20 protein-coding genes are annotated in these 24,607 nt (G+C 64.9%); 11 read left to right on the top strand and 9 right to left on the bottom strand.

Going from position 1 to position 24,607, the window contains the following annotated elements:
• The first annotated feature begins 284 nt into the window (after window positions 1-284).
• Both AC3ANU_RS05000 and AC3ANU_RS04995 read left to right on the top strand, forming a co-directional pair.
• On the top strand, window positions 285-1,937 hold the full coding sequence (locus AC3ANU_RS05000; protein ID WP_026265984.1) for an alkaline phosphatase D family protein: 1,653 nt from the start codon (window positions 285-287) through the stop codon (window positions 1,935-1,937).
• Complete coding sequence (locus tag AC3ANU_RS04995; RefSeq protein WP_018770667.1) at window positions 1,934-3,205, top strand: alkaline phosphatase family protein; 1,272 nt, start codon at window positions 1,934-1,936, stop codon at window positions 3,203-3,205. The genes AC3ANU_RS05000 and AC3ANU_RS04995 overlap by 4 nt, the downstream gene beginning before the upstream one ends.
• Window positions 3,206-3,248: 43 nt before the next feature.
• Here AC3ANU_RS04995 and AC3ANU_RS04990 read toward each other — a convergent pair whose 3' ends face one another.
• Entirely contained in the window at window positions 3,249-4,436 is a 1,188-nt protein-coding gene (locus AC3ANU_RS04990; protein WP_018770668.1) for an acyl-CoA dehydrogenase family protein, read from the bottom strand.
• A gap of 150 nt (window positions 4,437-4,586) precedes the next feature.
• Window positions 4,587-5,483, bottom strand: a complete 897-nt coding sequence (locus tag AC3ANU_RS04985; RefSeq protein ID WP_488315568.1) for a LysR substrate-binding domain-containing protein — start codon at window positions 5,481-5,483, stop codon at window positions 4,587-4,589.
• Between the two features lie 174 nt (window positions 5,484-5,657).
• On the opposite strand from AC3ANU_RS04985, the gene AC3ANU_RS04980 reads away from it, so the two are divergent.
• The 7 genes from AC3ANU_RS04980 (at window position 5,658) to AC3ANU_RS04950 (ending at window position 12,508) form a co-directional block, all read left to right on the top strand.
• Window positions 5,658-6,908: a CaiB/BaiF CoA transferase family protein gene (locus tag AC3ANU_RS04980; protein ID WP_488315567.1), complete on the top strand. Its 1,251-nt coding sequence runs from the start codon at window positions 5,658-5,660 to the stop codon at window positions 6,906-6,908.
• Window positions 6,901-7,365 (top strand): acyl-CoA thioesterase, encoded by a 465-nt coding sequence (locus tag AC3ANU_RS04975; protein WP_488315566.1) that lies wholly within the window; start codon window positions 6,901-6,903, stop codon window positions 7,363-7,365. Before AC3ANU_RS04980 ends, AC3ANU_RS04975 begins: the two co-directional genes overlap by 8 nt.
• The gene (locus AC3ANU_RS04970) at window positions 7,362-8,558 is read left to right on the top strand and encodes an acyl-CoA dehydrogenase family protein (RefSeq protein WP_488315565.1); all 1,197 of its coding nucleotides are present in this window, start codon (window positions 7,362-7,364) and stop codon (window positions 8,556-8,558) included. Before AC3ANU_RS04975 ends, AC3ANU_RS04970 begins: the two co-directional genes overlap by 4 nt.
• Before the next feature lie 63 nt (window positions 8,559-8,621).
• Complete coding sequence (fabG, locus tag AC3ANU_RS04965; protein WP_018770673.1) at window positions 8,622-9,398, top strand: 3-oxoacyl-ACP reductase FabG; 777 nt, start codon at window positions 8,622-8,624, stop codon at window positions 9,396-9,398.
• Window positions 9,398-10,591 carry a thiolase family protein gene (locus AC3ANU_RS04960; protein WP_488315564.1) on the top strand — a complete coding sequence of 398 codons (1,194 nt, stop codon included), beginning with the start codon at window positions 9,398-9,400 and terminating at the stop codon, window positions 10,589-10,591. Before fabG ends, AC3ANU_RS04960 begins: the two co-directional genes overlap by 1 nt.
• Window positions 10,592-11,044: a MaoC family dehydratase gene (locus tag AC3ANU_RS04955; protein WP_488315563.1), complete on the top strand. Its 453-nt coding sequence runs from the start codon at window positions 10,592-10,594 to the stop codon at window positions 11,042-11,044. It abuts the gene before it with no gap.
• A gap of 87 nt (window positions 11,045-11,131) precedes the next feature.
• Window positions 11,132-12,508: an MFS transporter gene (locus AC3ANU_RS04950; protein ID WP_223992760.1), complete on the top strand. Its 1,377-nt coding sequence runs from the start codon at window positions 11,132-11,134 to the stop codon at window positions 12,506-12,508.
• Window positions 12,509-12,622: 114 nt separating this feature from the next.
• Here AC3ANU_RS04950 and AC3ANU_RS04945 read toward each other — a convergent pair whose 3' ends face one another.
• The 4 genes from AC3ANU_RS04945 to AC3ANU_RS04930 all read right to left on the bottom strand — a co-directional run bounded on the left by AC3ANU_RS04945 (window position 12,623) and on the right by AC3ANU_RS04930 (window position 17,970).
• Complete coding sequence (locus AC3ANU_RS04945; protein ID WP_488315562.1) at window positions 12,623-14,659, bottom strand: ABC transporter ATP-binding protein; 2,037 nt, start codon at window positions 14,657-14,659, stop codon at window positions 12,623-12,625.
• The gene (locus tag AC3ANU_RS04940) at window positions 14,656-16,404 is read right to left on the bottom strand and encodes an ABC transporter ATP-binding protein (protein ID WP_056391598.1); all 1,749 of its coding nucleotides are present in this window, start codon (window positions 16,402-16,404) and stop codon (window positions 14,656-14,658) included. Before AC3ANU_RS04940 ends, AC3ANU_RS04945 begins: the two co-directional genes overlap by 4 nt.
• 156 nt (window positions 16,405-16,560) lie before the next feature.
• Window positions 16,561-17,670 (bottom strand): SDR family oxidoreductase, encoded by a 1,110-nt coding sequence (locus AC3ANU_RS04935; RefSeq protein ID WP_488315561.1) that lies wholly within the window; start codon window positions 17,668-17,670, stop codon window positions 16,561-16,563.
• Window positions 17,671-17,772: 102 nt separating this feature from the next.
• Entirely contained in the window at window positions 17,773-17,970 is a 198-nt protein-coding gene (locus AC3ANU_RS04930; RefSeq protein WP_134165503.1) for a hypothetical protein, read from the bottom strand.
• 273 nt (window positions 17,971-18,243) lie between these two features.
• Here AC3ANU_RS04930 and katG point away from each other — a divergent pair, with 273 nt between their 5' ends.
• Window positions 18,244-20,538 carry a catalase/peroxidase HPI gene (gene katG, locus AC3ANU_RS04925; protein WP_488315560.1) on the top strand — a complete coding sequence of 765 codons (2,295 nt, stop codon included), beginning with the start codon at window positions 18,244-18,246 and terminating at the stop codon, window positions 20,536-20,538.
• A 59-nt stretch (window positions 20,539-20,597) separates the two neighbouring features.
• Here katG and AC3ANU_RS04920 read toward each other — a convergent pair whose 3' ends face one another.
• Window positions 20,598-21,836 carry an ATP-binding protein gene (locus AC3ANU_RS04920; protein WP_134165505.1) on the bottom strand — a complete coding sequence of 413 codons (1,239 nt, stop codon included), beginning with the start codon at window positions 21,834-21,836 and terminating at the stop codon, window positions 20,598-20,600.
• Window positions 21,837-21,963: 127 nt separating this feature from the next.
• On the opposite strand from AC3ANU_RS04920, the gene AC3ANU_RS04915 reads away from it, so the two are divergent.
• Window positions 21,964-22,482 carry a GNAT family N-acetyltransferase gene (locus AC3ANU_RS04915; RefSeq protein WP_134165506.1) on the top strand — a complete coding sequence of 173 codons (519 nt, stop codon included), beginning with the start codon at window positions 21,964-21,966 and terminating at the stop codon, window positions 22,480-22,482.
• A gap of 189 nt (window positions 22,483-22,671) precedes the next feature.
• Here the strand turns inward: AC3ANU_RS04915 and AC3ANU_RS04910 are convergent, their stop codons facing one another.
• Window positions 22,672-22,857, bottom strand: coding sequence for a hypothetical protein (locus tag AC3ANU_RS04910; RefSeq protein WP_018770686.1), 186 nt, complete (start codon window positions 22,855-22,857; stop codon window positions 22,672-22,674).
• A gap of 79 nt (window positions 22,858-22,936) precedes the next feature.
• On the bottom strand, window positions 22,937-24,550 hold the full coding sequence (locus AC3ANU_RS04905) for an AMP-binding protein (RefSeq protein ID WP_488315559.1): 1,614 nt from the start codon (window positions 24,548-24,550) through the stop codon (window positions 22,937-22,939).
• Between the last annotated feature and the right edge of the window lie 57 nt (window positions 24,551-24,607).

Below are 24,607 nucleotides of genomic sequence, written 5' to 3'. Positions count from 1 at the left end.
GGGTCTGACAATTCGAGTTCCGATTCAACCTGTCCACCGTGCTGAGGCAAGCGATTGTGTTCATCAGGACATCGGCGCCCACATCTCCAGCCATGGTTCTTCGGGGCCCATGCGCTGAACGGGGCGGCCAGGACTGTGCATCCGCGCCACCTGGCCTTGCCATCATCGGGAGGCAGACATGGGAGGTATCCGTCAGTTGCCCGGGAGCAAACACTTGGGAAACTGCAGGCGAACTCCCGGACGGAAAGCCCAATCCGCTACTGGCGAGTAGGAATACTCGAATTATGAACACTTACACTCGTCGTCAAATGCTAAGGTCCGCAGCGGTGGTTGCGGCAGCGGGTGGCAGTGGCTCGCTTTGGGCCGGGACCGCCGCGGCCAGCGCGGCCGCAGCTGGTACGGGGATTTTCGCCTACGGTGTTGCCTCGGGCGACCCGTTTCCTGACAGCGTGCTGCTCTGGACACGGGTCACGCCGTCACCTGAGGCCCTGCCCGGGAGCGGGCTGGGCCCGGAGGTCACGGTGGGGTGGGAAGTCGCGGCTGATGCAGACTTTAGAAAAATAGTTGCCCGCGGCATCGCCAACGCCAGCCCGGCCAGGGACCACACGGTCAAGGTTGTTGCGCCCCGGCTCTCCCCAGGCACCAGTTACTGGTTCAGGTTTACCTTGGGGCAATCAGTTTCCCCCGTGGGCAGGACCCGAACAGCACCCGCCGCCGGTACCCCCGTGGACCGGCTGAAGTTTGGCGTGGTGTCATGCGCCAACCTGCAGGCCGGCTATTTTTCCTCTTACCGCCACCTCGCCGCCCGCGGAGACCTCGACGCCGTGCTTCACCTCGGCGATTACCTCTACGAATACGGGCCTGGCGAATACCAGGCACGTGACGTGGTGGTCCGTCCCCACGAGCCTGCCCACGAAATGACGCAGTTGGCCCACTACCGCCGCCGGCACGCACAATATAAGACCGACCCGGACCTGCAGTCGCTGCACGCCGCCGCGCCGTTCATCGTGACCTGGGACGACCACGAATCGGCCAACGACGCCTGGAAGGGCGGCGCGGAAAACCACACTGAGGGAGCCGAGGGAGCGTGGGATGAGCGTTTTGCCGCGGCACATCAGGCCTACGCCGAATGGATGCCAGTGCGGTACGAACCTGGCGGCCAACTTTACCGGCGGTTGGACTTCGGTTCCCTGGCCAGCTTGTCCATGCTGGATTTGCGCTCCTACCGCGATCATCAGGCCGCCAACGCAGCCGACCCCACAGTCGACAGCCCTGACCGCAGCATCACTGGCGCCGCACAGATGGACTGGCTCCTTGGCAACCTGAAGTCCACTGGCCCGCAATGGAAGCTGGTCGGCAACCCGGTCATGATCACGCCAGTGCGCGTCCCGTCATCGCTGAGCACGGCCGAACTGGGCGGGGTGCAGAAACTTATGGGCGGCACCACCATCGACGGGGCGCAGATCAACGTCGACCAGTGGGACGGCTACGAGGCGGACCAGCACCGCGTCATCAGCCACCTGCGGGACAACGCGGTCAAGGACACTGTGTTCCTGACCGGCGACATCCACTCCGGCTGGGCATGCGACATCCCGGCCGATCCCGCCACCTACCCCGTCACGGGCGATTCCGTGGCGGCCGAACTTGTCTGTACTTCGGTGACGAGTGACAACCTGGACGACATCCTCAACGTGCCACCCCGTACGGTCTCCGTCGGCGTCGAGAGCGCCATCAAGGGGGCAAACCCGCACGTGAAGTACCTCGATTTCGACTCGCACGGCTATTCCGTCCTGGACGTCACGCCCGGCGGAGTGCGGATGGATTGGTATGTCCTCGCCGAGCGAACTTCCGCCGGCTCAGGATCCACCCTGTCCACCTCGTTTAATATCGCAGCCAACACCGGCAAAGTAACGCCGGCACAAGGAGGCCTCTCTTGAGCTCATCAACCCATCAGAACCCAGGACGCCGGCAGTTCCTGAAACTCGCCGCCGCAGGAGGTTCCGCCGTCGTGCTTTCCGCCGCCCATGGGGCGGCATGGGCAGCACCCGCCGCCGAACGTGTGCGAAGCTACGTGCTGGTGGTGGACGGCTGCCGCCCAGACGAAATCTCCACCACGCTGACCCCACGGCTGGCCGCGCTCCGGGCCGCTGGCACCAACTTCCCGGCAGCCCGGTCGCTCCCCGTCATGGAGACCATTCCAAACCACGTGATGATGATGACGGGTGTCCGTCCGGACCGCTCCGGGGTCCCTGCCAACTCCATCTTCGACAGCACGGAAAGTGTGGTCCGCGACCTCGACCGGCCCACCGACCTGCACTTTCCAACTATTTTGGAGCGTTTGCAGGAGCGCGGACTTACCACGGGGTCTGTACTCAGCAAGAAGTACCTTTACGGCATTTTCGGAACCCGAGCCAGCTACCGCTGGGAACCCCAGCCGCTTCTCCCGGTAACCGGCCACGCACCCGATCTGGCCACGATGGACGCCCTGCTGGCCATGGTCAGCGGGCCGGACCCCGACTTCGTGTTCACCAACCTGGGCGACATCGACCGGGTGGGGCACTCCGACCTCACCGGCACCACGCTGCGGGCGGCACGCGAGGCCGCGCTGATGAACACTGACCAGCAGGTGGGACGTTTCGTCGATCACCTCAAGGGCACGGGCAAATGGGAGTCGAGCGTGATCATGGTGCTTGCTGACCACTCCATGGACTGGTCCATTCCCACCAATGTGGTTTCCGTCGACCTGATCCTGCAGGCACGCCCTGACCTCCAGGCCAACATCAGGATCGCCCAAAATGGCGGGGCGGACCTGCTGTACTGGACCGGTTCCGAAGCGGACCGCCTTGCGGGATTGGCCGCCGTCGAACAGCTTGTGGACGCGCATGAGGGAGTGCTGTCAGTACATAAGCCCGGCGAACTCCGGCTCGGGGCCGAGGCGGGAGACCTGGTGGCCTATTGCCGGGCGGGCTGGCGCTTCTCCGACCCGTACGTGATCTCAAATCCGATTCCCGGTAATCACGGACATCCCGCCACGGAACCTATCCCCTTCTTCATTACCGGCGGCAGCCCCAAGGTAGTCGCGGGGGTTTCTTCGGATCCGGCCAGGACGGCCGACGTAGCACCGACCATTGGCGCGATCTACGGACTCAACCCACCGGCCGGCGGCTATGACGGGGCTTCCCGGGCAGGAGCACTTGGGCTTTAAGCGGCCGGCATGGCACGCGGCCGCACAGCCGCGTGCCATGCCGTCACTCCTGCCGGAACGCCGGGATGCCCGTGATCCGCTGACCCAGGATTAGGGTATGGACCTCGTCCGTACCTTCATACGTTCGCACTGATTCAAGGTTGTTAGCGTGCCGCAGCGGCGAGTAGTCCAGGGTAATTCCGTTTCCCCCAAGGATGGTGCGGGCTTCGCGGCAGATGGCAATGGCCTCCCTGACGTTGTTCAGCTTTCCCACGGAGATCTGAACTGGCTCCAGCGTCCCGGAGTCCTTCAGGCGTCCGGTATGAAGCGCCAGCAGGGTCCCCTTTTGGATTTCCAGCAGCATATTGACCAGTTTTTCCTGCGTAAGCTGGTAGCCGGCGAGGGGCTTGCCAAACTGGAGGCGGTCGCTGGAATACGCCAAGGCCGTTTCGTAGGAGTCCCGCGCGGCACCCATGGCCCCCCAAATGATTCCGTAACGGGCCTCATTAAGGCAGGAAAACGGGCCGCTGAGCCCGCGGGCACCGGGCAGGAGCGCAGTGGACGGCAGCCGTACTTCATCGAGGCTGATGTCACATTGAATGGAGGCCCGCATGGACAGCTTCGAGTTGATGGGCGTCGCAGTGAAGCCGGGGGTGTCCGTCGGGACGATGAACCCGCGGATACCTTCGGTAGTGTTAGCCCAGATGACCGCAATCTGGGCGACTGAGGCGAGCCCGATCCAGCGCTTTGCGCCGTTGATGACCCAGCCGCCGTCTCCGTCGGGTGCCGCGAAAGTTGCCATGCTGGAAGGATCGGAGCCGGCCGTGGGCTCGGTGAGTCCGAAGCAGCCGATCTTCTCGCCCCGCGCCATCGCCGGCAGGTGCTCGTTCCGCTGCTCCTCGGACCCCCATTTGTGGATGGCACTCATGGCCAGGGAACCCTGGACGCTGACGAAGGTCCGAAGCCCGGAGTCGCCGGCTTCCAACTCCATGGCGGCGAGGCCATACTCGACGGCGCTGCGGCCCGGGCATCCGTAGCCCTTGAGGTGCATCCCGAGGACCCCCAACTCCCCAAGCTCGGGAACAAGCTCGAGCGGGAAGTGGGCGTCCTCATACCACTCGGCGATGTTGGGCCGGATCCGTTCATCCACAAAGGCACGGACAGTGCTGCGCAGCTCCAGTTCCCTGGAGGTCAGGAGGGTGTCAAGGTTTAGCACGTCGTCGAAGACCAGGGCAGGTGCGGTTACGGTCACGGTGATTCTCCTGGCAGGTCAAGGGAAGGGTTGGCGTCAGCACGGGCGTACTTGCACCCGGTGACCCGAACCACTGTGCCAGCCTGATTGCCGTCAGATCCAATACCTAATAGTGATTCCGGTTATGCCCCATGCGCATCAATGGACGGTTCAGTCTGGCGATGGAAGGACCTCTTCCGACAGCCGAAGGACCTCGCGCAGCGCCGGGCTGGTGTTGTCCTTCCGCCAGACCAGCCGCAGTTGGATGGGGTCAACCGGATCATCAAGGGGAATGAACACGACACCCGGGTGGCTGAAGTTTTCCGGCACGGAGGACACTGTCAGGGCGACACCGATCCCGGCTGCCACCAGCGCCATAAGAGTCTGGGAATCCGGCGCCACCTGGGCAATCTCCACGACGTAACCTGCGGCACTGGAGAGCCTTCGAAGGTGGTCATGGAGGATGGCGCCCGGGTGCTCCGGCAACGTGACGAAAGGCTGCCCCGCGAGGTCTGCCATACGCAGCGAAGCCTGCCCGCCCAGGGGGTGGCTTTCATACAGGGCAACGACGAGCCGCTCGTTGGCCACGATCCGCGAGTCAAGGACAGCAGGAATGAAATTCCAGCGGCCCAGGCCGACTTCCATGGACCCGCTCATAACCTTCTCCATGGCCGGAAGGGCGAAATTGGAGCTGGACAGCTCAAAGTCGATTCCCGGGTGCACCTCCCGGACACGCTTGGCGAGCTTGCCAACCATGACATGCGAGGAAACCCCGGCAAAGGCGACCCGCACGCGCCCGGTTTCGCCGCGGCCCACCGAGGCGACCGCGAGGCGGCCCCGCCGGCACCCCTCGAGTATCTCGCGTGCCGGGCCGAGAAGGGCCTCACCCGCGGCGGTCAGCTGCACCGTGCGCGTGCTGCGGATAAACAGCGGCGCCTTCAGTTCGTGCTCAAGCCGCTGGATGGACCGACTCAGCGGCGGCTGGGCCATATGGAGCCGACGCGCGGCCCGGCCGAAGTGCAGTTCCTCTGCCACGGCGAGAAAGGCCCGGATCTGGTGTATCTCCACTTCCGCTCAGCTCCTGACCAGGTAAACGTCGTTGTTCATACGCCCAACATACCGAAGGCAGACCGAGCTGACATTGATGGCGCTGAGGTATCAGTCCGGCACCCAATGTGTATTGGACGCGAATCAGTCCGCTTGGGAAGGTAGGTGATGCACACCACAAAGCGGAGGAAGCAGATGACACAACCGATCAACGAACCGGTTTCCAGCGGACATAGTCGTCCCGCTGGCAGTGACGACAATCCTGAAGGTGACGTCCTGGGCCGGGCCAGCGCGGGTCCCCTCGCCGGCGTTGTGGTGGCAGATTTCAGCAGGGTGCTGGCAGGCCCGTACGCCACCATGCTCCTGGCTGACATGGGCGCCACGGTGATCAAGGTGGAGGGACCTGAGGGTGACGACACCCGCACGTATATGCCCCCCGTACGGGACGGCGAGGCCACGTTCTTCCTCGCGGTTAACCGCAACAAACATTCCATTGCCCTGGACCTGAAAGACCCGGAGGACCTCAACGTTGCGCGTTCCCTGATCGCCAGCGCTGATGTCATGATCGAGAATTTCAAGCCCGGCAACATGGCGCGGCTGGGCTTGGATTACGCGTCCGCGGCCGAACTGAACCCGAACATTATCTATGCTTCCATCACTGGGTTCGGTACTGGAGCGGGCGCACATATTCCGGGGTATGACCTGTTGGTACAGGCCGCATCGGGGATGATGAGCCTTACCGGGGACCAGGACTCCCAACCGTACCGGGCAGGCATCGCGCTGTTCGATGTCATCACGGGCCTGCACGCTGCCATCGGCATCCTGGGGGCACTACACCACAAGGACCGGACCGGCGAGGGTCAGCTGGTGGAACTGAACCTGCTGACCTCGGCCCTGTCCGGCATGGTGAACCAGTCTGCGGCCTACGTAACGGGCGGTGTGGTACCGACCAGGATGGGGAACGAACACCCCAGCATGTATCCATACGCTCCGATGCAGACCGGGGACGGCACTATCATCATCGCGACGGGAAATGATGCCCAGTTCGTCCGGCTGTGCGAGGCGCTGGGGATTCCCGGAGTCGCCCGTGATCCAAAGTTCGTCACAACTCTGCAGCGCAACGCCAACCGTAACGAGCTGCGCGGCATCCTCCACGCCCAACTGGCCAGCCAGTCAGCCGACGAATGGTTCCGTGAGCTCTCCTCGGCAGGGCTGCCCTGCGCTCCGATCCAGGATGTCCGCGGCGGTGTGGAGCTCGCTGAACAGCTGGGGCTGAACCCGATAGTGATGGCTGGCGACGGGCCCCGGAAGATACCCACGGTCCGCCATCCTGTCGAGTATTCCCTTACGCCGGTGGACTATTCGCTCGCACCCCCGGGATTGAACGAAAGCTCCCGCTTGGTGCGGGAATGGCTACTCCATCGGAAAGCCCTGGTCGATGCCTGAAACCTACCGGACCCGAGTCTGCCCACGATGGTCCGACCAGGACCTCAACGGGCACGTCAACCACGCCGCCGTCGTCACGCTCCTGGAGGAGTCAAGAATCAAATGGCGGTCTTCGATGCCGGGCATATGCCGAGCCGAAGCGACCCCCACGGTGGTAGCCAGCCTCGAAGTGAACTATCGGCGGCCAGTCCACCACGGCGAAGACCTGGAGGTTGAACTCGCGGTGACCAGGATCGGCAGGAGTTCGTTCAGCCTGGAATTCAAGGGCAGCCAATTCGGGGCGGTCGCCGTAGACGGCCGTACCGTGCTGGTTTCAGTCCAGCCGGACACTGGCAAATCCCGGCCCCTGGCGGAACACGAGCGCCACTGGCTCACCCTTTTCCAGCCTTCACATGGAACTACAGACCCGCAGGGCAAATGGGTCCCCGATCACACACCACTGGAGCTCACTCAATGACACCCGAAACGGCCGCGAACGGCACCGATTTTTACCTCATGGACGATTTCCTCAGCGCTGAGGACCGGGCGCTCCGGCTGAAAGTCCGCGCCTTCGTCGACAAAGACCTGCTGCCGGTCATCAACGGCTATTGGGAACGTGCCGAGTTCCCCTTCGAACTTGTACCCAAACTTGCCGGGCTCGGCATCGTCGGAACAACCATTCAGGGCTACGGATGCCCTGGGCTAAGCCGGCTTGCCGCGGGGATTGTCGCCGCCGAGGTCTCCCGCGGCGACGGTTCCGTCAACACCTTCCTCGGCGTCCAGTCCGGACTGGCGATGGGAACCATCAACATGCTCGGCAGCGAGGAGCAAAAGCAGCGCTGGCTCCCTGCCATGGCCGCCCTCGGCAAGATCGGCGCCTTCGCCCTGACCGAACCCGAGCACGGGTCTGACTCCGTGGCGCTCGAAACCAGCGCACGGCGCGAGGGGGACAGCTACATCATCAACGGGCGCAAACGCTGGATCGGCAACGCCAGCATGGCCGACGTCGTCATCATCTTTGCCCGCGACGAAGCGGATGCCAAGGTCAAGGCGTTCGTGATGGAGCGTAACGAGGACGGCAGCTTTCCAGAGGGGTATACCACCGAAGTCATCACCGGCAAGATTGGCAAGCGGGCGATCCTCCAACCGGACATCACCCTTGAGAACCTCCGGGTCCCGGCGGCCAACCGGCTCACGGAATGCCATTCGTTCAAGGACGTCACCAAGGTACTCACTTCCACACGCAGCGGCGCCTCCTGGGAGTCCTACGGCCACGCAATGGCCGCTTACGAGATCGCAGTGGACTATGCCAAGACCCGCCAGCAGTTCGGCAAACCAATCGGCAGTTTCCAGCTGGTGCAAAACAAGCTGGCCAACATGCTTGCAGAACTGACAGCCATGCAGCTGATCTGCTTTCGCCTTGCCGTGTTGGCCGAGGACGGCCGGATGACCGGGCCCATGGCCTCCATGGCCAAGATGCACACGGCCCGGAAAGCCCGCTGGATCTGTTCAGAGGCACGGGACATGCTCGGCGGCAACGGAATGCTGCTGGAGAACCACGTGGCGAGGCACATGACCGACATGGAGGTCGTCTCCACCTATGAGGGCACGGACTCGATCCAATCCCTTCTCGTTGGCCGCGAGATCACCGGCCTCTCCGCCTTCAGCTAGCTCCCGGGCGGGCCCGACCCGGGCTTGCCAAAGCACGCTCCAAACACCAGCAAAGGAAATGTCATGAGCAATTTCACCAACCGGGTGGCAGTAGTCACTGGAGGGGCGCAGGGAATCGGCGCAGCCACCGCGCTGAAACTGGCCAATGGCGGCGCCACTGTCGCCGTCCTGGACCTCAACGAGGACCGCGCCAAGGACACCGCGCAGCGTATCTCGGACCACCCGGACGTCGTGGCGGCGGGCGGAAAGGCCCTTGCCGCCTGCTGCGACGTCACGGATGAGGCAGCAGTAGACCGGGTATTCGATGACATCCACCGGGAGTTCGGCCGGCTGGACATCCTGGTAAACAACGCCGGGATCACCCGCGACAACATGTTCTTCAAGATGGAGCGGCAGGATTGGGATTCGGTCCTGGCCACGAACCTCACCAGCGCCTACCTCTGCACGCGCGCTGCCCAGCGCTACATGGTTCCGGCCAAGTACGGCAAGATCGTCTCGCTCAGCAGCCGCAGCGCGCTGGGCAACCGCGGCCAGGCCAACTACGCGGCTGCAAAGGCCGGTATCCAGGGCCTGACCGCGACGCTCGCCATCGAACTTGGTCCGTTCAACATCACGGTCAATGCGGTGGCGCCGGGTTACATCGCCACCTCAATGACTGCCGCAACGGCAGAGCGGGTGGGGGCCAGCCCGGCCGAGCACCAGCAGGCGGTGGCGGAGCGAACCCCACTGGGACGTGTAGGCCAGCCGGAGGAAGTGGCAGCGGCCGTGGCTTTCTTCGCCGGTGACGACTCCTCTTACATCTCCGGCCAGACCCTTTACATCAACGGCGGGGCCCGCTGATGCCCGAGGCATTCCTCGTCGGGGGCGTCCGTACCCCGGTGGGCCGTCACGGCGGCGTGCTCGCCACTGTCCGTCCCGACGACATGGCCGCGCTTGTGCTCCAGGCCGCAGTAGACAGGGCCGGCGTCGATCCTGCCACCGTTGACGAGGTCATCTTTGGCTGTGTTAATCAGGCCGGTGAGGACAACCGTAACGTTGCCCGGATGGCCGCACTGCTGGCCGGGTTCCCGCACGCCGTACCGGCCGTGACCGTCAACCGGCTCTGTGCCTCCGGGCTAACAGCCATCAGCATGGCGGCGCAGTCGGTGCGCAACGGTGACGCCGACCTTGTGGTGGCCGGCGGCGTAGAGTCCATGACCCGCGCGCCGTGGGTGATGGCAAAGCCGGAGAAGCCCTACTCCAAACCGGGTGAACTCGCGGACACCTCAATCGGTGCGCGGTTTGTTAACCCGCGGATGGAGTCGGGGGCACTGTTTTCCATGCCCGAAACGGCAGAAGAGGTAGCGAAGCGGGAGGGGATTTCCCGTGCCGACGCGGACAGCTTTGCACTGCGCTCCCACAACCTGGCAGTGGCGGCGATCGACGCCGGCCGCTTCAGCGACGAGATAGTCCCTGTTCCGGTCACGGGCAGGCGGGGGGAAGTCTCGCTGCTAGTCACCGATGAGGGACCCAGACGCGGGTCAACCGCTGATGCCCTGGCCGCCCTCCGGCCGATCGTGGCGCCCCGCGGAGTGGTCACCGCTGGCAACTCCAGTTCCCTCAACGACGGCGCATCAGCTGTATTGGTCGCCAGCGGGGAGGCCGTGGAGCGCTACGGGCTCACGCCCCGGGCCCGCATCGTGACCAGCCAAGCGGCCGGTGTGGCGCCGGATGTAATGGGCATCGGCCCGGTGCCTGCGACACAAAAGGCCCTGGCCAAGGCGCGCTGGGACTTGGCCGAGGTGGGGGCCGTCGAACTCAACGAGGCGTTCGCAGCGCAGGCTCTGGCCTGCATTCGGCTGCTCGGAATGGATGAGGGAACCGTCAACAACGACGGCGGTGCGATCGCCCTGGGCCATCCCCTGGGCTCCTCCGGATCACGGATCGTCGTCACGCTACTGGGCCGGATGGAACGCGAAGACGCAAACCGCGGCCTGGCCACCATGTGCGTGGGCCTGGGCCAGGGCGTCGCCATGCTGCTGGAGAGGGTCTAAATGAAACTGTTCAAGGACGCCGCCGAGCTCGCCACCATGGCTGGCCAGGAAATCGGGGTGAGTGGATGGCATACCCTGGACCAATCCCAGATCCAGGCTTTCGCCGATGCCACCCTGGACCAACAGTGGATACACACGGACCTGGAGCGGGCAGCAGGCGGGCCCTTCGGGGCCACTGTCGCCCACGGCTACCTCAGCTTGTCGCTGCTGCCATACCTGGCCGGCCAGGTATACCGGGTCGACGGGGCCGCGATGATCATCAACTACGGCCTGAATAAGGTAAGGTTCCCGGCGCCGGCCAGGGTCAACTCACGCATCAGGGACCGGCTGACGCTGGCCTCGGTGAGCGAGACGGCCAATGGGCGGCAGCTGCAGTTCAATCACCTGATCGAACTGGAAGGCTCGCAAAAGCCTGCCTGCATAGCGGAGACTGTCTCCCTGCTCCCGAACTGAACTGCCCTTGAAGACCTTGCACCACCATCCGAACAATGACGTTTGCCTCCGGGCCTGCCGACAGGCTCTACACAAGGGAGAAACCCCATGGTCACAGAAAACCCAAACCTGAAATATGCCGCCGCTGAGCCGCAGGGCCTGGTATCGGAGCTGGAGGTGGCGCCGGCTGAACTGCGCCGCACCTCCATTTCGTCGTTCCTTGGTTCCGCCTTGGAATACATGGACTTTACGCTCTACACCCTGGCGGCAGCGCTGGTCTTCGGGCCGCTCTTCTTCCCCAACACGGACCCGGCGATGGCATTGATGGCGAGCTTTGCCGCCTTCGGTTCAGGGTTTCTCGTCCGGCCCCTGGGCGGGATCTACTTTGGCTACCTTGGCGACAAGTATGGGCGGAAATCCGTCCTGGTCATCACCGTGGGGATGATGGGTATCGCCACCTTGGGAATGGGTCTGTTGCCCACATTTGCCCAGATCGGGGTCGCGGCCCCAATCCTCCTTGTGCTCCTGCGGCTTATCCAGGGCTTCGGCGCGGGCGCGGAGCTATCCGGGGCCTCGCTGCTGCTGGTGGAATCCGCTCCTTCCGGTAAGCGCGGCTTTTACGGCGCCGTGGTGGCACTGGGAACTGCGACCGGTGTGCTGTTGGCCAGCGGACTGTGGCTGCTGCTCTCGCAGATGCCCAAGGACGATTTCCTTGCCTGGGGATGGCGTATTCCCTTCCTGCTCAGCGTCGGTACCACCCTAGTGGCGCTCTACCTTCGTCGCAGCGTGAGCGAATCACCGGTCTTCGAGGCGGTCAAGGCGCGGCGTGCCGCAGCACGTCTGGAAGCCAGGCAGCAAAGCATCTGGCGTGACGCCGCGGATGCCAAAAAGGCCTTCCTCGTCTCACTGGGGATCAAACTCGGCGAAAACGGTTCGGTCTACCTCGTCAAGGGCTTCCTTATCGGCTGGACGGTATCGGTGGTGAAAATGGACGCAAACCTCGTCACCACCGGTGTAACACTCGGCTCCGTCCTGGGCGTGGCCACAGTCTTGCTGACCGGGAAGCTCACTGACCGATTCGGCCGCCGCAGGGTCTGGCTCTGGCTCTCCGGATTCCAGTTTGCCTTTACGATTCCCGCGATGCTGATGATCGAAACGCGTAACCCTGTGCTGGTGGCCCTGGTCTTCGTCATCTTCGTTGGCGGTCCACTGCCGAATCTGTACGGCGTGGAGTCAACCTGGCTGGTGGAAATGTTCGGGTCCAAACGCCGCTTTTCCTTCATGACCACGGTCAAGGAAATCGGCGCCGTCCTGTCCGGCGGTCTCGGCCCCATCATTGCAGCCAGCGTCGTTGCTGCGACCGGGCCGGGGTGGATCCCGGTAGCCGGAATCCTCATGGCCTACGCTGCGATCGGTATTGTGGCAGGGTTTTTTGCGCCGGAAACCAGGGGCCGGGACCTCAATGCGGAGGCCGACGCTTTCTAAGCCCAGGAGCCGGGCCAGCGTGAACCTGGCCTTCTTCCGTTGGGGAAGGCGGACGACGACGGGACGGGACTTCCCGTCGTCGCCCGCCTGTGAGGCCTGCGGTGACCCCAGGTCCTAAACCTCCGCAACCGGCGCAGCGAACTGGGCCTCGTACAGCCGTGCGTAAGCCCCGCCGGCGGCCAGCAGTGATGAGTGGGTCCCCTGCTCCACGATCTGGCCGGCCTCCATCACCAGGATGAGGTCGGCGTCGCGGATCGTGGACAGGCGGTGCGCGATCACAAATGACGTCCGGTCTGACCGCAGGGCGCTCATCGCCTTCTGCACCAGCACCTCGGTCCGGGTGTCCACCGAAGACGTCGCCTCGTCCAGGATCAAAACAGAGGGCCGCGCCAGGAAGGCCCGCGCGATGGTCAGCAGCTGCTTCTCACCCGCTGACACGTTGGACCCTTCGTCGTCCAGCACGGTGTCGTATCCCTCGGGCAGGGACTTCACAAAGCGATCAACGTACGTCGCCCGCGCGGCCTCAAGCACCTCCGAAGAAGACGCAGCGGGCCGGCCGTAGGCAATGTTGTCCCGGATGGTCCCACCGAACAGCCACGTGTCCTGCAGCACCATCCCCATCCGCGAGCGCAGGTCGTTCCGGGTCATGGTGGTGATGTCCACGCCGTCCAACGTGATCCGGCCGGCATCCAGCTCGTAGAACCGCATCATCAGGTTCACCAGCGTGGTCTTGCCCGCCCCCGTCGGCCCCACAATGGCCACCGTCTGCCCCGGCTCCGCCACCAAAGACAACCTGGAAATCAGAGGCTTGTCCGGCGAATACGAGAAGGACACGTCCTCGAACACCAGCCGCCCGCGCCCGGCACCATCAGGACTCTGCAAAGAAGCACCCACAGGATCGGCAGACTGTTCCTCCGTATCCAACAACTCGAACACCCGCTCAGCCGACGCAACGCCGGACTGCAGCAGGTTGGCCATCGAGCCGAGCTGCGCCAGCGGCTGGGTGAACTGCCGCGAGTACTGGATGAACGCCTGCACGTCACCCAACTGCATGGCCCCGGACGCAACCTGCAGGCCGCCCACCACGGCAATCCCCACGTACACCAGGTTCCCGATGAAGGTCATGGCCGGCATGATCAGCCCGGAAATGAACTGCGCCCCGAAACTCGCCTCATACAGCTCCACGTTCTTCTGCCGGAACCGCTCCCCCACCTCGCGCTGCCGGCCGAACACCTTTACCAGTGCATGCCCGGTGTAGGTCTCCTCAATCTGCCCATTCAGCTCACCGGTGTTCTTCCACTGCTGCACAAACAGCTTCTGCGAGCGCTTGGCAATCAGCGCCGTGATCCCCAGCGTCAGCGGAATGGTCACCAGCGCGATCAGCGCCAGCGTCGGGGACAGGATGAACATCATCACCAATACGCCCACCACCGTCAGCAACGACGTCACCGCCTGGCTGATGGACTGCTGCAGGCTCTGCGAAATGTTGTCCACGTCGTTGGTCACCCGGCTGAGCAGCTCACCGCGCTGGATCGAGTCGAAATACCGCAGCGGCAGCCGGTTGATCTTCGCCTCGATCTTCTCGCGCAGCCCAAATACCGTCCGCTGCACCACGCCGTTCAGAACATACGCCTGCCCCCACATGAACGCCGACCCCAGCACGTACAGCACCAGCGCCCACGTCAGCACGCTGGCCAGCGCCGCAAAGTCGATCCCCGCACCCGGCGTCAGCGTCATGGCGCCCAGCATGTCCGCCTTCTGGTTCTCCCCCGCCGCCCGCAGCTGCGCAATCAGTTGCGCCTGCGTCATCCCCGGCGGCAGCTGCTTGGACACCACACCGGCGAAAATCAGGTTGGTGCCCTCGCCGAGCAGCCGCGGCCCAATCACCTGCAGCACTACGCCCGCCACGGCCATTACCAGCACCAGCACCAGCCAGAGCCGTTCCGGCCGCAGGGTGCCCAGCAGCCGTTTGGCCGAACCGCTGAAGTTCATCGCCTTCTCTGCCGGGACGTTCATCCCGGCAAACGGTCCGCCGTGCCCTGGGCCGCCGCGCGGCCGGGGAATGCGTACGACGTCGGCCTGGCCGGCTCCGGAGCCGGGCCCGGCTTTGGCGCCGCGAGCGGGACGGGTCCCCGGGTGTTGGGTGCTCATACTGTTTCCTCCGCTGCCAGCTGGGACGAAACAATCTCACGGTACGTCTCGGATGTCTCCAGCAACTCATGGTGCGTGCCGTGCGCAACGATCCTGCCGTCGTCGAGCACCATAATCTGGTCCGCATCAACGATGCTGGACACGCGCTGGGCGATGATGACCATGGTGGCACCGGCAGTGCTGCGCTTGAGCGCCTGGCGCAGCCGGGCGTCGGTGCCGGTGTCCAGGGACGAGAACGAGTCGTCAAAGATGTAGAGCTCGGGCCGCTTCACCAGGGCCCGGGCGATGGCCAGCCGCTGCCGCTGCCCGCCGGAGACGTTGGTGCCGCCCTGCGAGATCGCCGCGTCCAGCCCATCCTCCATCTGCTCCACGAAGTCCCGGGCCTGGGCGATCTCCAGCGCGGTCCACAGCTCGTCCTCGGTGGCGTCCGGGTTGCCGTACAGGAGGTTGCTGCGCACGGTGCCGGAAAACAGGTATGGCCGTTGTGGCACCAGGCCGATGTGCCCCCAGAGCAGGTCCGGGTCCAGGTCCCTGACGTCCACTCCGTCCATCAGCACCGCGCCGGAGGTGACGTCGAAGAGCCTCGGCATCAAGTTCACCAGGGTGGTCTTGCCGGAGCCGGTGCTGCCGATGATCGCGGTCGTCTGCCCAGCGCGGGCGGTGAAGCTGATGCCTGACAGGACCGGCTGGTCGGCACCCGGGTAGGCGAATCCGACGTCGCGCATCTCCAGCTCGCCGCGCCGCTGCCTGCCGGCGAACGCCGCGCTGGTGACCGGGTTCTCCGGCGGCAGGACGCTGGAGCTGGTGCCCAGCACCTCGCCGATCCGGTCCGCGGACACCGACGCGCGCGGGATCATCACCGCCATGAAGGTAGCCATCATGACGGACATGAGGATCTGCATCAGGTAGCTCAGGAACGCGATCAGGGTGCCCACCTGCATGGACCCGTCCTCGATCCGGAAGGCGCCGAACCAGATAACCGCCACGCTGGATACGTTCAGGATCAGCATGACGGTGGGGAACATCAGCGCCATCAGGCGTCCGGCGCGGAGGGCAACGTCCGTGACGTCCGTGTTGGCCTGGGCGAAACGCGCCGTTTCCATGTCCTCCCGCACGAATGCCCGCACCACGCGGATGCCCGCGAGCTGCTCGCGCAATACGCGGTTCACGGTGTCGATCCGGGCCTGCATCTTGCGGAACAGCGGCACCATCCGCGTGACAATGAGCCCGACGGCGATCAGCAGCACCGGGACACACACGGCAATGAGCCAGGACAGCTGGGCGTCCTGCCGGATGGCCATGATCACGCCGCCGATGCTGAGCATGGGCGCGGCCACCATGAGCGTGGCGGACATCAGCACCAGCTGCTGGACCTGCTGGACGTCATTGGTGGACCTGGTGATCAGGCTCGGGGCGCCGAAGCGGGTGACCTCCTGCTCGGAAAACTCGCCCACGCGGTCAAAGATGGCGCCGCGCAGGTCCCGGCCCAGGCCCATCGCGGCCTTGGCACCGAAGTACACGGCCACCACGGCGCAGGCGATCTGCGCGAGGGTGATGAGCAGCATGACGCTGCCCGTGGACATGATGTAGGCGGTGTCGCCGCGGGCCACACCCTGGTCAATGATGTCCGCGTTCAGCGTTGGCAGGTACAGCGACGCGATGGACTGCGCCAGCTGGAAAACCACGACGGCGACCAGCAGCGGCCGGTGCGGCCGCAGGTATTCGACAAGCAACTTCCAGAGCATACGTACAAGCCCTCACCTGACGGAGTGTCCACAAACGTGGTGCGAAGGTCAGTGTACGTCCGGAGGCTGGGACTTAACCGGGGGTTCGAGCCAGAACTTTCAGGGTTCACTGACGGCGTACGCGGGCCCTCCGAACAGCTCTTTGGGCCTCATTGATCAGGGAATCAGGCTATCGGCGCGGTAGCGGTCGAACAGGGCCGTGAAGGAATCCAGCGTCCGCCGGTATCCCATGAAGCCGGCGTCCCGGCTCTTGCCCATGTCCGTCACCACCTCGATGCCGCGTCCCAGGTCACCGTCCGTGTGCCACCAGGATGCCACCCGGTCCAGCTCCGGCTCGCTGAGGTTGTGGTGGGCGGCGAGCTGCCGCCACTGGTCCCCGCGCCCCGCCATGGACTGCTCCAGGGGACGGGGCTCTCCCTGATAACCCTCCCACTCCACGCCGAAGTAGGCGGCGAGTTTCGGCCACATCCACCTCCAGCGGAACACGTCACCGTTGACGATGTTGAAGGCCTGGTTTGCGGCTTCCGGGGTGGTGGAGGCCCAGAGCATGTGCTCGGCCAGCAGGCCTGCATCCGTCATGTCAGTGAGGCCGTTCCATTGCGTCTCGGATCCCGGGAACACGAACGGCTGCCCGCTGTCCCGGCACAGGGTGGCCTGCGCAGCGAGCGTGAGGCCCATGTTCATGGCGTTGCCCACCGCATGCCCAATGACGGTGTGGGCGCGGTGCACGGACCAGGTGAACCCCTGCCGGGCCGCTGCCGCCCACAGCTCGTCCTCCTGGGCGTAATAGAAGTTCGGCACCGGAAGGCGCGGTTCTTCCTCATGGAAGGGGGTGTCCGGCATTTCCCCGGCGGCGTACGCCTCGAACGGTCCCAGGTAATGCTTGAGTCCGGTCATCAGGGCAACGTGGGCCACGGCCTTGCCCTGCAGTGCTGAGAGGAGATCACGAACCATGCCCGAATTGACGGCGATGTTCTCTTCCTCGGTGGCCCGGCGCGACCACGCGGTGAAGTAGACATGGGAGGGGTTCTCCGGACCAAGCACAGCCGCCAGGGAGGAAGCTGAGGTCAGGTCCGCCGAGAGCCACCGGACGCCAGGGCGCTCAGCTCCGGGCCTGCGGGACAAGGCAAGGACAGCCCAGCCTTCGCCAACCAAAGTATCCACCAGCGCGGACCCCGCGATGCCGGTGGCACCCACCACCAGGGCAGTCCGCCCGTTGCCCGCTGCTGATCCTGAACCCGCTGCTGTTCCTGAACCGATGGTCATAGTGCTCCTTCTGCTGCAGGGTTGTCCGACGACGCCCCCTTGCGACAAGCCCCAGCGTCAGGCAGATATTCCGCCGCTCAGTCGAGGTGTAGGCGGAGGGGGCTAGAAGCTGCCCTCCGTGTCAGGCTCAATCGCCCACGCAAGGCGGTGCAGCACACTTGCCGTCCGGCCCCGCAGGATTGACCAGGGTGACAGGCCGGGCTTCTTTACCCGAACCCTCTTGGGCGCACGCGGCAGCGCGCTGGTGGCAGTGTCGTCGCTCCTCGCAAGGAAGAGGGCTACAAGGCTTGAACCGTCCATGAAGTTGTTTCCTGAAATTTCGAAAGTCCCACGCAAAAGGGTGGGAAGAAATGGAGAGTGCGGACTGACTGAGAGAGGACCCGCACTTTGATTATGGCTGGGGGCAGCGGCAGCCTCCCAACCGGTTGACCAACTGTTACGTTCCCTCACTTGGAGAACGGATCCCTCCTGGAAAAGAGGGGTTTCCCTCCCCCTCGTCTATGTTCCAATAGGAGGGTTGCACCGGCTGCCCGAGTCCAACCGCGGCCTCGGCCCAACGGAAGGAAGAAGCACATGACCGAACCCCAAGACCATCCCCCGGTCCCCACGCCCGGGAGCGCACAGGGCCTGGACCAGAAGGTTGAGGGTGGGTGCCCCGTAGCCCATGGCAGCGCCACGGCCCAGGGCAGCGAAAGTGAAAACCCGGCGATTGACACGCCGCAGCCCAAGGGGCACCGGCCACGGACCAACCAGGACTGGTGGCCCAACCAGCTGGACCTTTCCGTGCTTCATGCGCACAGCCAGGCGAGCAACCCGCTGGGCCCGTCATTCAGCTACCGCGAGGAATTCCAGAAGCTGGACGTGGAGGCACTCAAGCGTGACATCACCGAGGTCCTGACCACCTCGCAGGATTGGTGGCCGGCGGACTTCGGCCACTACGGCGGCCTCATGATTCGGCTGAGCTGGCACGCCGCAGGCACCTACCGCGTCCAGGACGGCCGCGGCGGAGCAGGTGACGGCAGCCAGCGGTTTGCCCCGCTGAACAGCTGGCCGGACAACGCCAACCTGGACAAGGCCCGGCGCCTGCTGTGGCCGGTCAAGCAGAAGTACGGCCAGAAGCTCTCCTGGGCCGACCTGCTGGTCCTGGCCGGAAACGTTGCCTTGGAATCGATGGGCTTCAAGACCTTCGGCTTTGCCTTTGGCCGGGAGGACGTGTGGGAGCCCGAGCAGATCTTCTGGGGCCCGGAGGATGCCTGGCTCGGCGACGAGCGCTACGTCGGCGAAGGGCAGATGTCCGAAGAGGTCGGCTCCACCGAAATGGGCCTGATTTACGTCAACCCCGAAGGCCCCAAGGGCAACCCGGACCCGGCGGCCGCTGCCGCGTTCATCCGCGAGACCTTCAAGCGGATGGCAATGAACGACGAAGAAACCTTCGCGCTGATCGCCGGCGGCCACACCTTCGGCAAGACCCATGGCGCCGGCCCCGCCGATGCTCATGTGGGTCCCGAACCGGAAGCCGCCAACCTTGAGGCACAGGGCCTGGGCTGGCTCAGCACCTACGGCAGCGGCAAGGGTGGCGACACCATCACCTCGGGCCTTGAGGTCACCTGGACGGACAGGCCTACGCAATGGAGCAACCGCTTCCTGGAGATCCTGTTCGAGTACGAGTGGGAACTGGTCAAGAGCCCGGGTGGCGCCCACCAGTGGGTGGCCAAGGACGCCCCCGAGATCATCCCGGACGCCCACGATCCCGCTAAGAAGCACCGGCCCACCATGCTGACAACGGACCTGTCGCTGCGCTTCGACCCCGTCTATGAGGCGATCGGACGGCACTTCCTCAAGAACCCGGACGAGTTCGCCCTGGCGTTCTCCAAGGCCTGGTACAAGCTGCTGCACCGCGACATGGGCCCGGTGGGGCCCCACATGCTGGGCCCGTGGGTCCCGGAGCCGCAACTGTGGCAGGACCCTGTTCCCGCCGTCGACCATGAACTGATTGACGACCAGGACGTCGCCTCCCTGAAGGCCAAGCTGCTGGATTCCGGCCTGACCATCCCGCAACTGGCCGGCACGGCCTGGGCCTCGGCTGCCACCTACCGCAAGACGGACCGCCGTGGCGGCGCCAACGGTGCCCGGATCCGGCTGGAGCCGCAGCGCAGCTGGGACGTCTCCGAACCGGAGCAGCTGTCCACCGTGCTCCAGGCCCTTGAGCGTGTCCAGGATGAGTTCAATTCAGCCCAGGCAGGCGGCAAGAACGTGTCCCTCGCCGACCTGATCGTCCTGGGCGGCGCGGCTGCGGTGGAAAAGGCCGCTGCCGACGCAGGGTTCCCCGTGACTGTGCCGTTCCGGCCCGGCCGCACGGACGCCACCCAGGAGCAGACCGACGTCGAATCATTCCAGTACCTGCAGCCGCGGGCTGACGGGTTCCGCAACTACCTGCGGGCCGGCCTGAAGCTCCAGCCAGAGACCCTCCTGCTGGACAAGGCCTACATGCTGGACCTCTCCGCGCCGGAAATGACGGCGCTGGTGGGCGGCATGCGTGCCCTGGGCACCAACGTGGGCGGCGCCGGCCACGGCGTGCTTACGGACAGGCCGCAGGTCCTGACGAACGATTTCTTCGTCAACCTTCTCTCACCAGGCACCAAATGGAAGGCGTCCGAGTCGGAGGAAAATGTCTACGAAATTACCGATGCCGCCACCGGTGAGCTGAAGTGGACGGCCACCCCCGTGGACCTGGTCTTCGGCTCCAACTCGCAACTGCGCGCCCTCGCCGAGGTCTACGCCAGCGACGACGCCCGGGAGAAGTTCGTCAACGACTTCGTGGCCGCCTGGACCAAGGTCATGGAGCTGGACCGCTTCGACCTGAACTAGACCCCTAAGTCAGGGCCGGCTGCATACCGCAGCCGGCCCTGACTCCTTTGAAGCGATTGTCAGGGTCCGGCGGGAAAGCTGATCACCGCGGTGGTGCCGCCGCCCGGCGTCTCTTTCAGGCTCAGCTCTCCACCGTGGGCTTCCACAACGCGCCGGGCGATTGCCAGGCCCAGACCCGAGCCGTGTCCGTCACCGTCCCTGTGGAGCCGGACGAGGGGTTCCAGGACGCGCTGCCGGTCCTCCGGGGCGATCCCCTTGCCGTTGTCCGCCACAAACACCGTGGTTCCGTGGTAGTTGGAAATACCGCTGATGCGGACCTTGAGGTCCCGGTCCGGGCTCCGGTAATTCACTGCGTTGGCCACCAGGTTCTGCAGGAGCGTGCGCAGCTGGCCGGGATCCACATGGAGCTTCATAGCCTCGGCGTCCAGGACGGCGCCACTGCCGAAGGACAGGCCCAGATCCTTGGCGACCTCTGCTGCCACCGTCTGGAGGGAGACCCGTTGCCGCTGGAGGGCACCGCCCATCCGGGAGTAGGTCAGGACGTCTTCAAGCATGGCGAGCATCCGGTGCCCGCTGGCATCGATGATCTGCAGGTACTCGGCCGCAGGGTGGTCGCCGTCCACCTCGTCCCCGGCCATCTCCACGTAGCCCAGCATGGTGGTGAGGGGTCCGCGCAGGTCGTGGCTGACACGTCCCGCGAACTCCGCCAGTTTGGCATTGCTTTCGCGCACCTCGCTGAGGGCGCTGTTCAGCTGGAGGGTTCGCCGCTGGAGTTCCAGGAGCTGGACGGCCTGGCGGGCCAGGATCTCCAGCATGCCCAGGTGGTCCTTCCCAGGGGTGCCCGGGGTATTGGCGAAGACGCAGAGGGAGCCCAGCACGAACCCGGACGCGGTCTCCAGGGGCACCGACGCGTAGTACCGCACGGAGGCGATCTCCCCTGTCACAAACGGATTCGATGCGAGGCGGGGGTCCAGGGATGCGTCGGGGACAACGGTTGGCTTCCCCGAAAGGAAGACTTGTGAACACATGGAATCTTCGCGGGCGCAGACGGCGGCCTCAAAGCCGACGGCCGCCACCTGCTGTTGCTGATCGGAGGTGACAACATTGATCACGCCGAAGGGGACGCCGCAAAGTTTGGCGGCCAACTGAACCAGGTTCTTCAGGGGTTCCGTAGACAGCTCGTCAGGGGTGTGCGTGGATCCTTCGTCAGCGGCAAAGGCGAACCCGTATTCCTGCAGCAGTTCGTCCCGCCCGGCCGGATCCGCGGGAGCTGCAGTTACCGTCTGAGTGCGCGCCATGAATTGTCCCCTTTCAGACCGCAAATTTGGGTCCGGGGCCGATAGTACAGGCCAGCAGCGATTTCCCGGGAACGCGCTCACCGTGCACGGCCGGAACGCAGGCACACCCGCAGCATAGGATCTTCTCATGGCCCAGCTCATCGCACCAGACGTCAGCCTCCACTCATCGTGGCTTGAGGCAGCGGCAGAGTTTGCCGGTGCCCGGCAGGACGGTGCGGGCGCAGACAGCTGGTCCCCGGACGATCTCATCGCTGCACAGGCGTTCAGCCGGTTCGTTGACGTCCTCATCAAAGACGCCAGGCCGGAAACGGTGCGGAAGCCCGGCTACGTGCCCTGCACCTACCTGTGGATTGTCGACGGCGGCACGTTCCTCGGCTCGCTGGCCATCAGGCACAGCTTGAACGACTACCTCCTCAACGAAGGCGGGCACATCGGCTACAGCGTCAGGCCGTCCGCGAGGCGGCGCGGCCATGCAGCGAAAGCGTTGGCAGACGCGCTTCCCGTGGCGCGGGCGCTGGGGATCGAACGGGTGCTCCTGACCTGCGACGAGGCCAATGCCGGCTCGAGGGCCACCATTGAAAAGAATGGCGGGCAGTACGAAGACACGCGCAACGGCAAGCGCCGCTATTGGATAGAGAACGCCTAGCCCATGGGGGGAAGCCCCCGCGCGAGTCTAGCTCCAGCGCAGGGGCCTCCAATGCTTCCTGCCGGGGAACTGACGTGGAAGCAGTTAAGAAATTACCGGTCGGTAGCCTGCCTACATGTCCAAAACCGGCACCTTCGGCCAATCTTGAGCCAACCTTGAGCGGAGCTCACTGCGCGATCTCATCGGAACTCAGTCCGTTGGCCCCGCCGCGGCATCCGGATCCTCTTCCGGTTCAAAGGTGTTGGGCTCGGCGCCGTCGGAAATCCCGACGCCGTCCTTACCACCGGGGATCCCGCCGTCGGCATTGCCTTTGCCGGCCGCCGAGCCTTCCTGCGGCTCATCCCCGGGCAGTGAATCAGGTGAATTGATGGACATCGATCCTCCTTCTGTGGCTGGGCCTCCACGCTAACAGCCCCCGACCCAAAAGGCGCCGGAAGGCGGCCATCTCCTGAAGTCAGCTGCCCAGTTCCGCGGCCCGCTGCTGCCTCAGGATGTAGCGCTGCAGCTTGCCCGACGGCGTCTTTGGCAGGTCCTCAACGAAGTGGATGCGGCGCGGGTAGGCGTGTGCGGCGAACTGCGTCTTGACCATGGTCTGCAGTTCGGCCACCAGGGCATCACTGCCGGTGGTCCCTTCCGCCAGGACTATATAAGCCTCCAGGACTTCTCCGCGCAGTTCGTCGGGAGCGCCCACCACGGCAGTTTCCAGGACCGCCGGATGGGTGGCCAGGACGCTCTCCACATCGAAAGGGCCAATCCGGTAGCCGGCCATGATGATCACGTCGTCATCACGGGAGGAGAAGAAATAGTAGCCGTCCGCGTCCACCGTGCCCGCGTCGCCGGTCAGGTACCACTTGGCGTCCGCGCTGAATCTTTCCGCCGTCTTTTCCGGTGCGTCCTGGTACCCCTTGAACCACATCATGGGGCTGTCTGCCACATTGACGGCAACCCGGCCCAGTTCACCCGGCGCGGCCGGCTCGTCGGCGTTGTCCTTGAGGACCGCACAGCTCCACCCCGGCAGGGGCCGGCCCATGGAACCCGGCCTGAGTTCCGTCCGCACGCCGTCATGCCAGGCATTGATGATCATCATCCCGTGTTCGGTCTGTCCGTAATGGTCCCGTACCGGAACCCCCAGCACTTCCCGGGCCCAGCTGATCACCTCCGGGGTCAGCGGTTCGCCGGCGGACGAGGCGCGCCGAAGGTGGAAAGGACTGATTCCGGCGCCGGCTTTCGCGCGCATGGTGCGGTACACGGTGGGGGCAGCCGCGAAGTTGGTGACGGAAAACGCCTCCAGCACTTTGAAGCTGAGTTCCGGCGAGAAACCCGGGCGCAGCAGGAGGTTCCGCCGCCCTGCCGCCATGGGACCGAGGATCCCGTAGTACAGGCCGTAGGCCCAGCCGGGATCTGCGGCATTCCAAAAAACATCCTCGTCACTGACGTCCAGGCCCAGCTCGACGTACTGGCGGAACGCGGCCAACGCCCGGACGGGCACCGGTACGCCCTTGGGTGCACCGGTGGTTCCGGACGTGAAGATCAGCACCAAATCACCGTCACCTCCCACAGCTTCGGCCGCGATCCCCGGTTGCTGCCTGGCAAGGAGCGGCGTGAGCGCCAGGTCCGGCAGGGATGCTTCTGCGCCGGCAACCACGACGGCGGCGGCGGTTTCCTGGATCTTCGCACGCTGGTCGGCGTCGGTGATCACAGCCTTTGCGCCGGAGGCTGTGAGGCGAAGCTCGATGGCCGGCCACGCGAAGGCGGTGAACAGCGGCACGTGGACGGCGCCGCGGCGCCAAATAGCCAGGAGCATCACCACCAGGTCCGCCGACTTTCCCATCAGGGTGGCCACCGCATCTCCCGGACCTATTCCCAACTCCGCCAAGGCGGCGGCTCCCCGTTCCGAGCGTTCCCGGAGCTCGCCGTAGGTGATGTCCTCGGCGGAGAGGTCGGCAGCAACCACCGTAAAGGCAACGGCGTTGGGATCGTGGCTGTCACACAGGAGTTCGGCCGCGCAGGCGTCGGCCGCACCGTAGGTGGAAAGAAGGGCATCAACGGCTGGGACCGGACGGGACATTCATTCTCCTTTGAACAATGTGACCTGGAACAGCGGCACCTGGAAACAGCAGCCTCT

The organism is Arthrobacter sp. SDR-2R (assembly GCF_057747955.1).
This window is presented reverse-complemented; position numbering and strand designations above follow the sequence as displayed.

Coding starts and splice junctions, on each gene's coding strand:
- AC3ANU_RS05000 (WP_026265984.1), top strand. CDS start 285: ATGAACACTTACACTCGTCGTCAAATGCTAAGGTCCGCAGCGGTGGTT.
- AC3ANU_RS04980 (WP_488315567.1), top strand. CDS start 5,658: ATGACACAACCGATCAACGAACCGGTTTCCAGCGGACATAGTCGTCCC.
- AC3ANU_RS04975 (WP_488315566.1), top strand. CDS start 6,901: ATGCCTGAAACCTACCGGACCCGAGTCTGCCCACGATGGTCCGACCAG.
- AC3ANU_RS04970 (WP_488315565.1), top strand. CDS start 7,362: ATGACACCCGAAACGGCCGCGAACGGCACCGATTTTTACCTCATGGAC.
- fabG (WP_018770673.1), top strand. CDS start 8,622: ATGAGCAATTTCACCAACCGGGTGGCAGTAGTCACTGGAGGGGCGCAG.
- AC3ANU_RS04960 (WP_488315564.1), top strand. CDS start 9,398: ATGCCCGAGGCATTCCTCGTCGGGGGCGTCCGTACCCCGGTGGGCCGT.
- AC3ANU_RS04955 (WP_488315563.1), top strand. CDS start 10,592: ATGAAACTGTTCAAGGACGCCGCCGAGCTCGCCACCATGGCTGGCCAG.
- AC3ANU_RS04950 (WP_223992760.1), top strand. CDS start 11,132: ATGGTCACAGAAAACCCAAACCTGAAATATGCCGCCGCTGAGCCGCAG.
- AC3ANU_RS04945 (WP_488315562.1), bottom strand. CDS start 14,659: ATGAGCACCCAACACCCGGGGACCCGTCCCGCTCGCGGCGCCAAAGCC.
- AC3ANU_RS04940 (WP_056391598.1), bottom strand. CDS start 16,404: ATGCTCTGGAAGTTGCTTGTCGAATACCTGCGGCCGCACCGGCCGCTG.
- AC3ANU_RS04935 (WP_488315561.1), bottom strand. CDS start 17,670: ATGACCATCGGTTCAGGAACAGCAGCGGGTTCAGGATCAGCAGCGGGC.
- AC3ANU_RS04930 (WP_134165503.1), bottom strand. CDS start 17,970: ATGGACGGTTCAAGCCTTGTAGCCCTCTTCCTTGCGAGGAGCGACGAC.
- katG (WP_488315560.1), top strand. CDS start 18,244: ATGACCGAACCCCAAGACCATCCCCCGGTCCCCACGCCCGGGAGCGCA.
- AC3ANU_RS04920 (WP_134165505.1), bottom strand. CDS start 21,836: ATGGCGCGCACTCAGACGGTAACTGCAGCTCCCGCGGATCCGGCCGGG.
- AC3ANU_RS04915 (WP_134165506.1), top strand. CDS start 21,964: ATGGCCCAGCTCATCGCACCAGACGTCAGCCTCCACTCATCGTGGCTT.
- AC3ANU_RS04910 (WP_018770686.1), bottom strand. CDS start 22,857: ATGTCCATCAATTCACCTGATTCACTGCCCGGGGATGAGCCGCAGGAA.
- AC3ANU_RS04905 (WP_488315559.1), bottom strand. CDS start 24,550: ATGTCCCGTCCGGTCCCAGCCGTTGATGCCCTTCTTTCCACCTACGGT.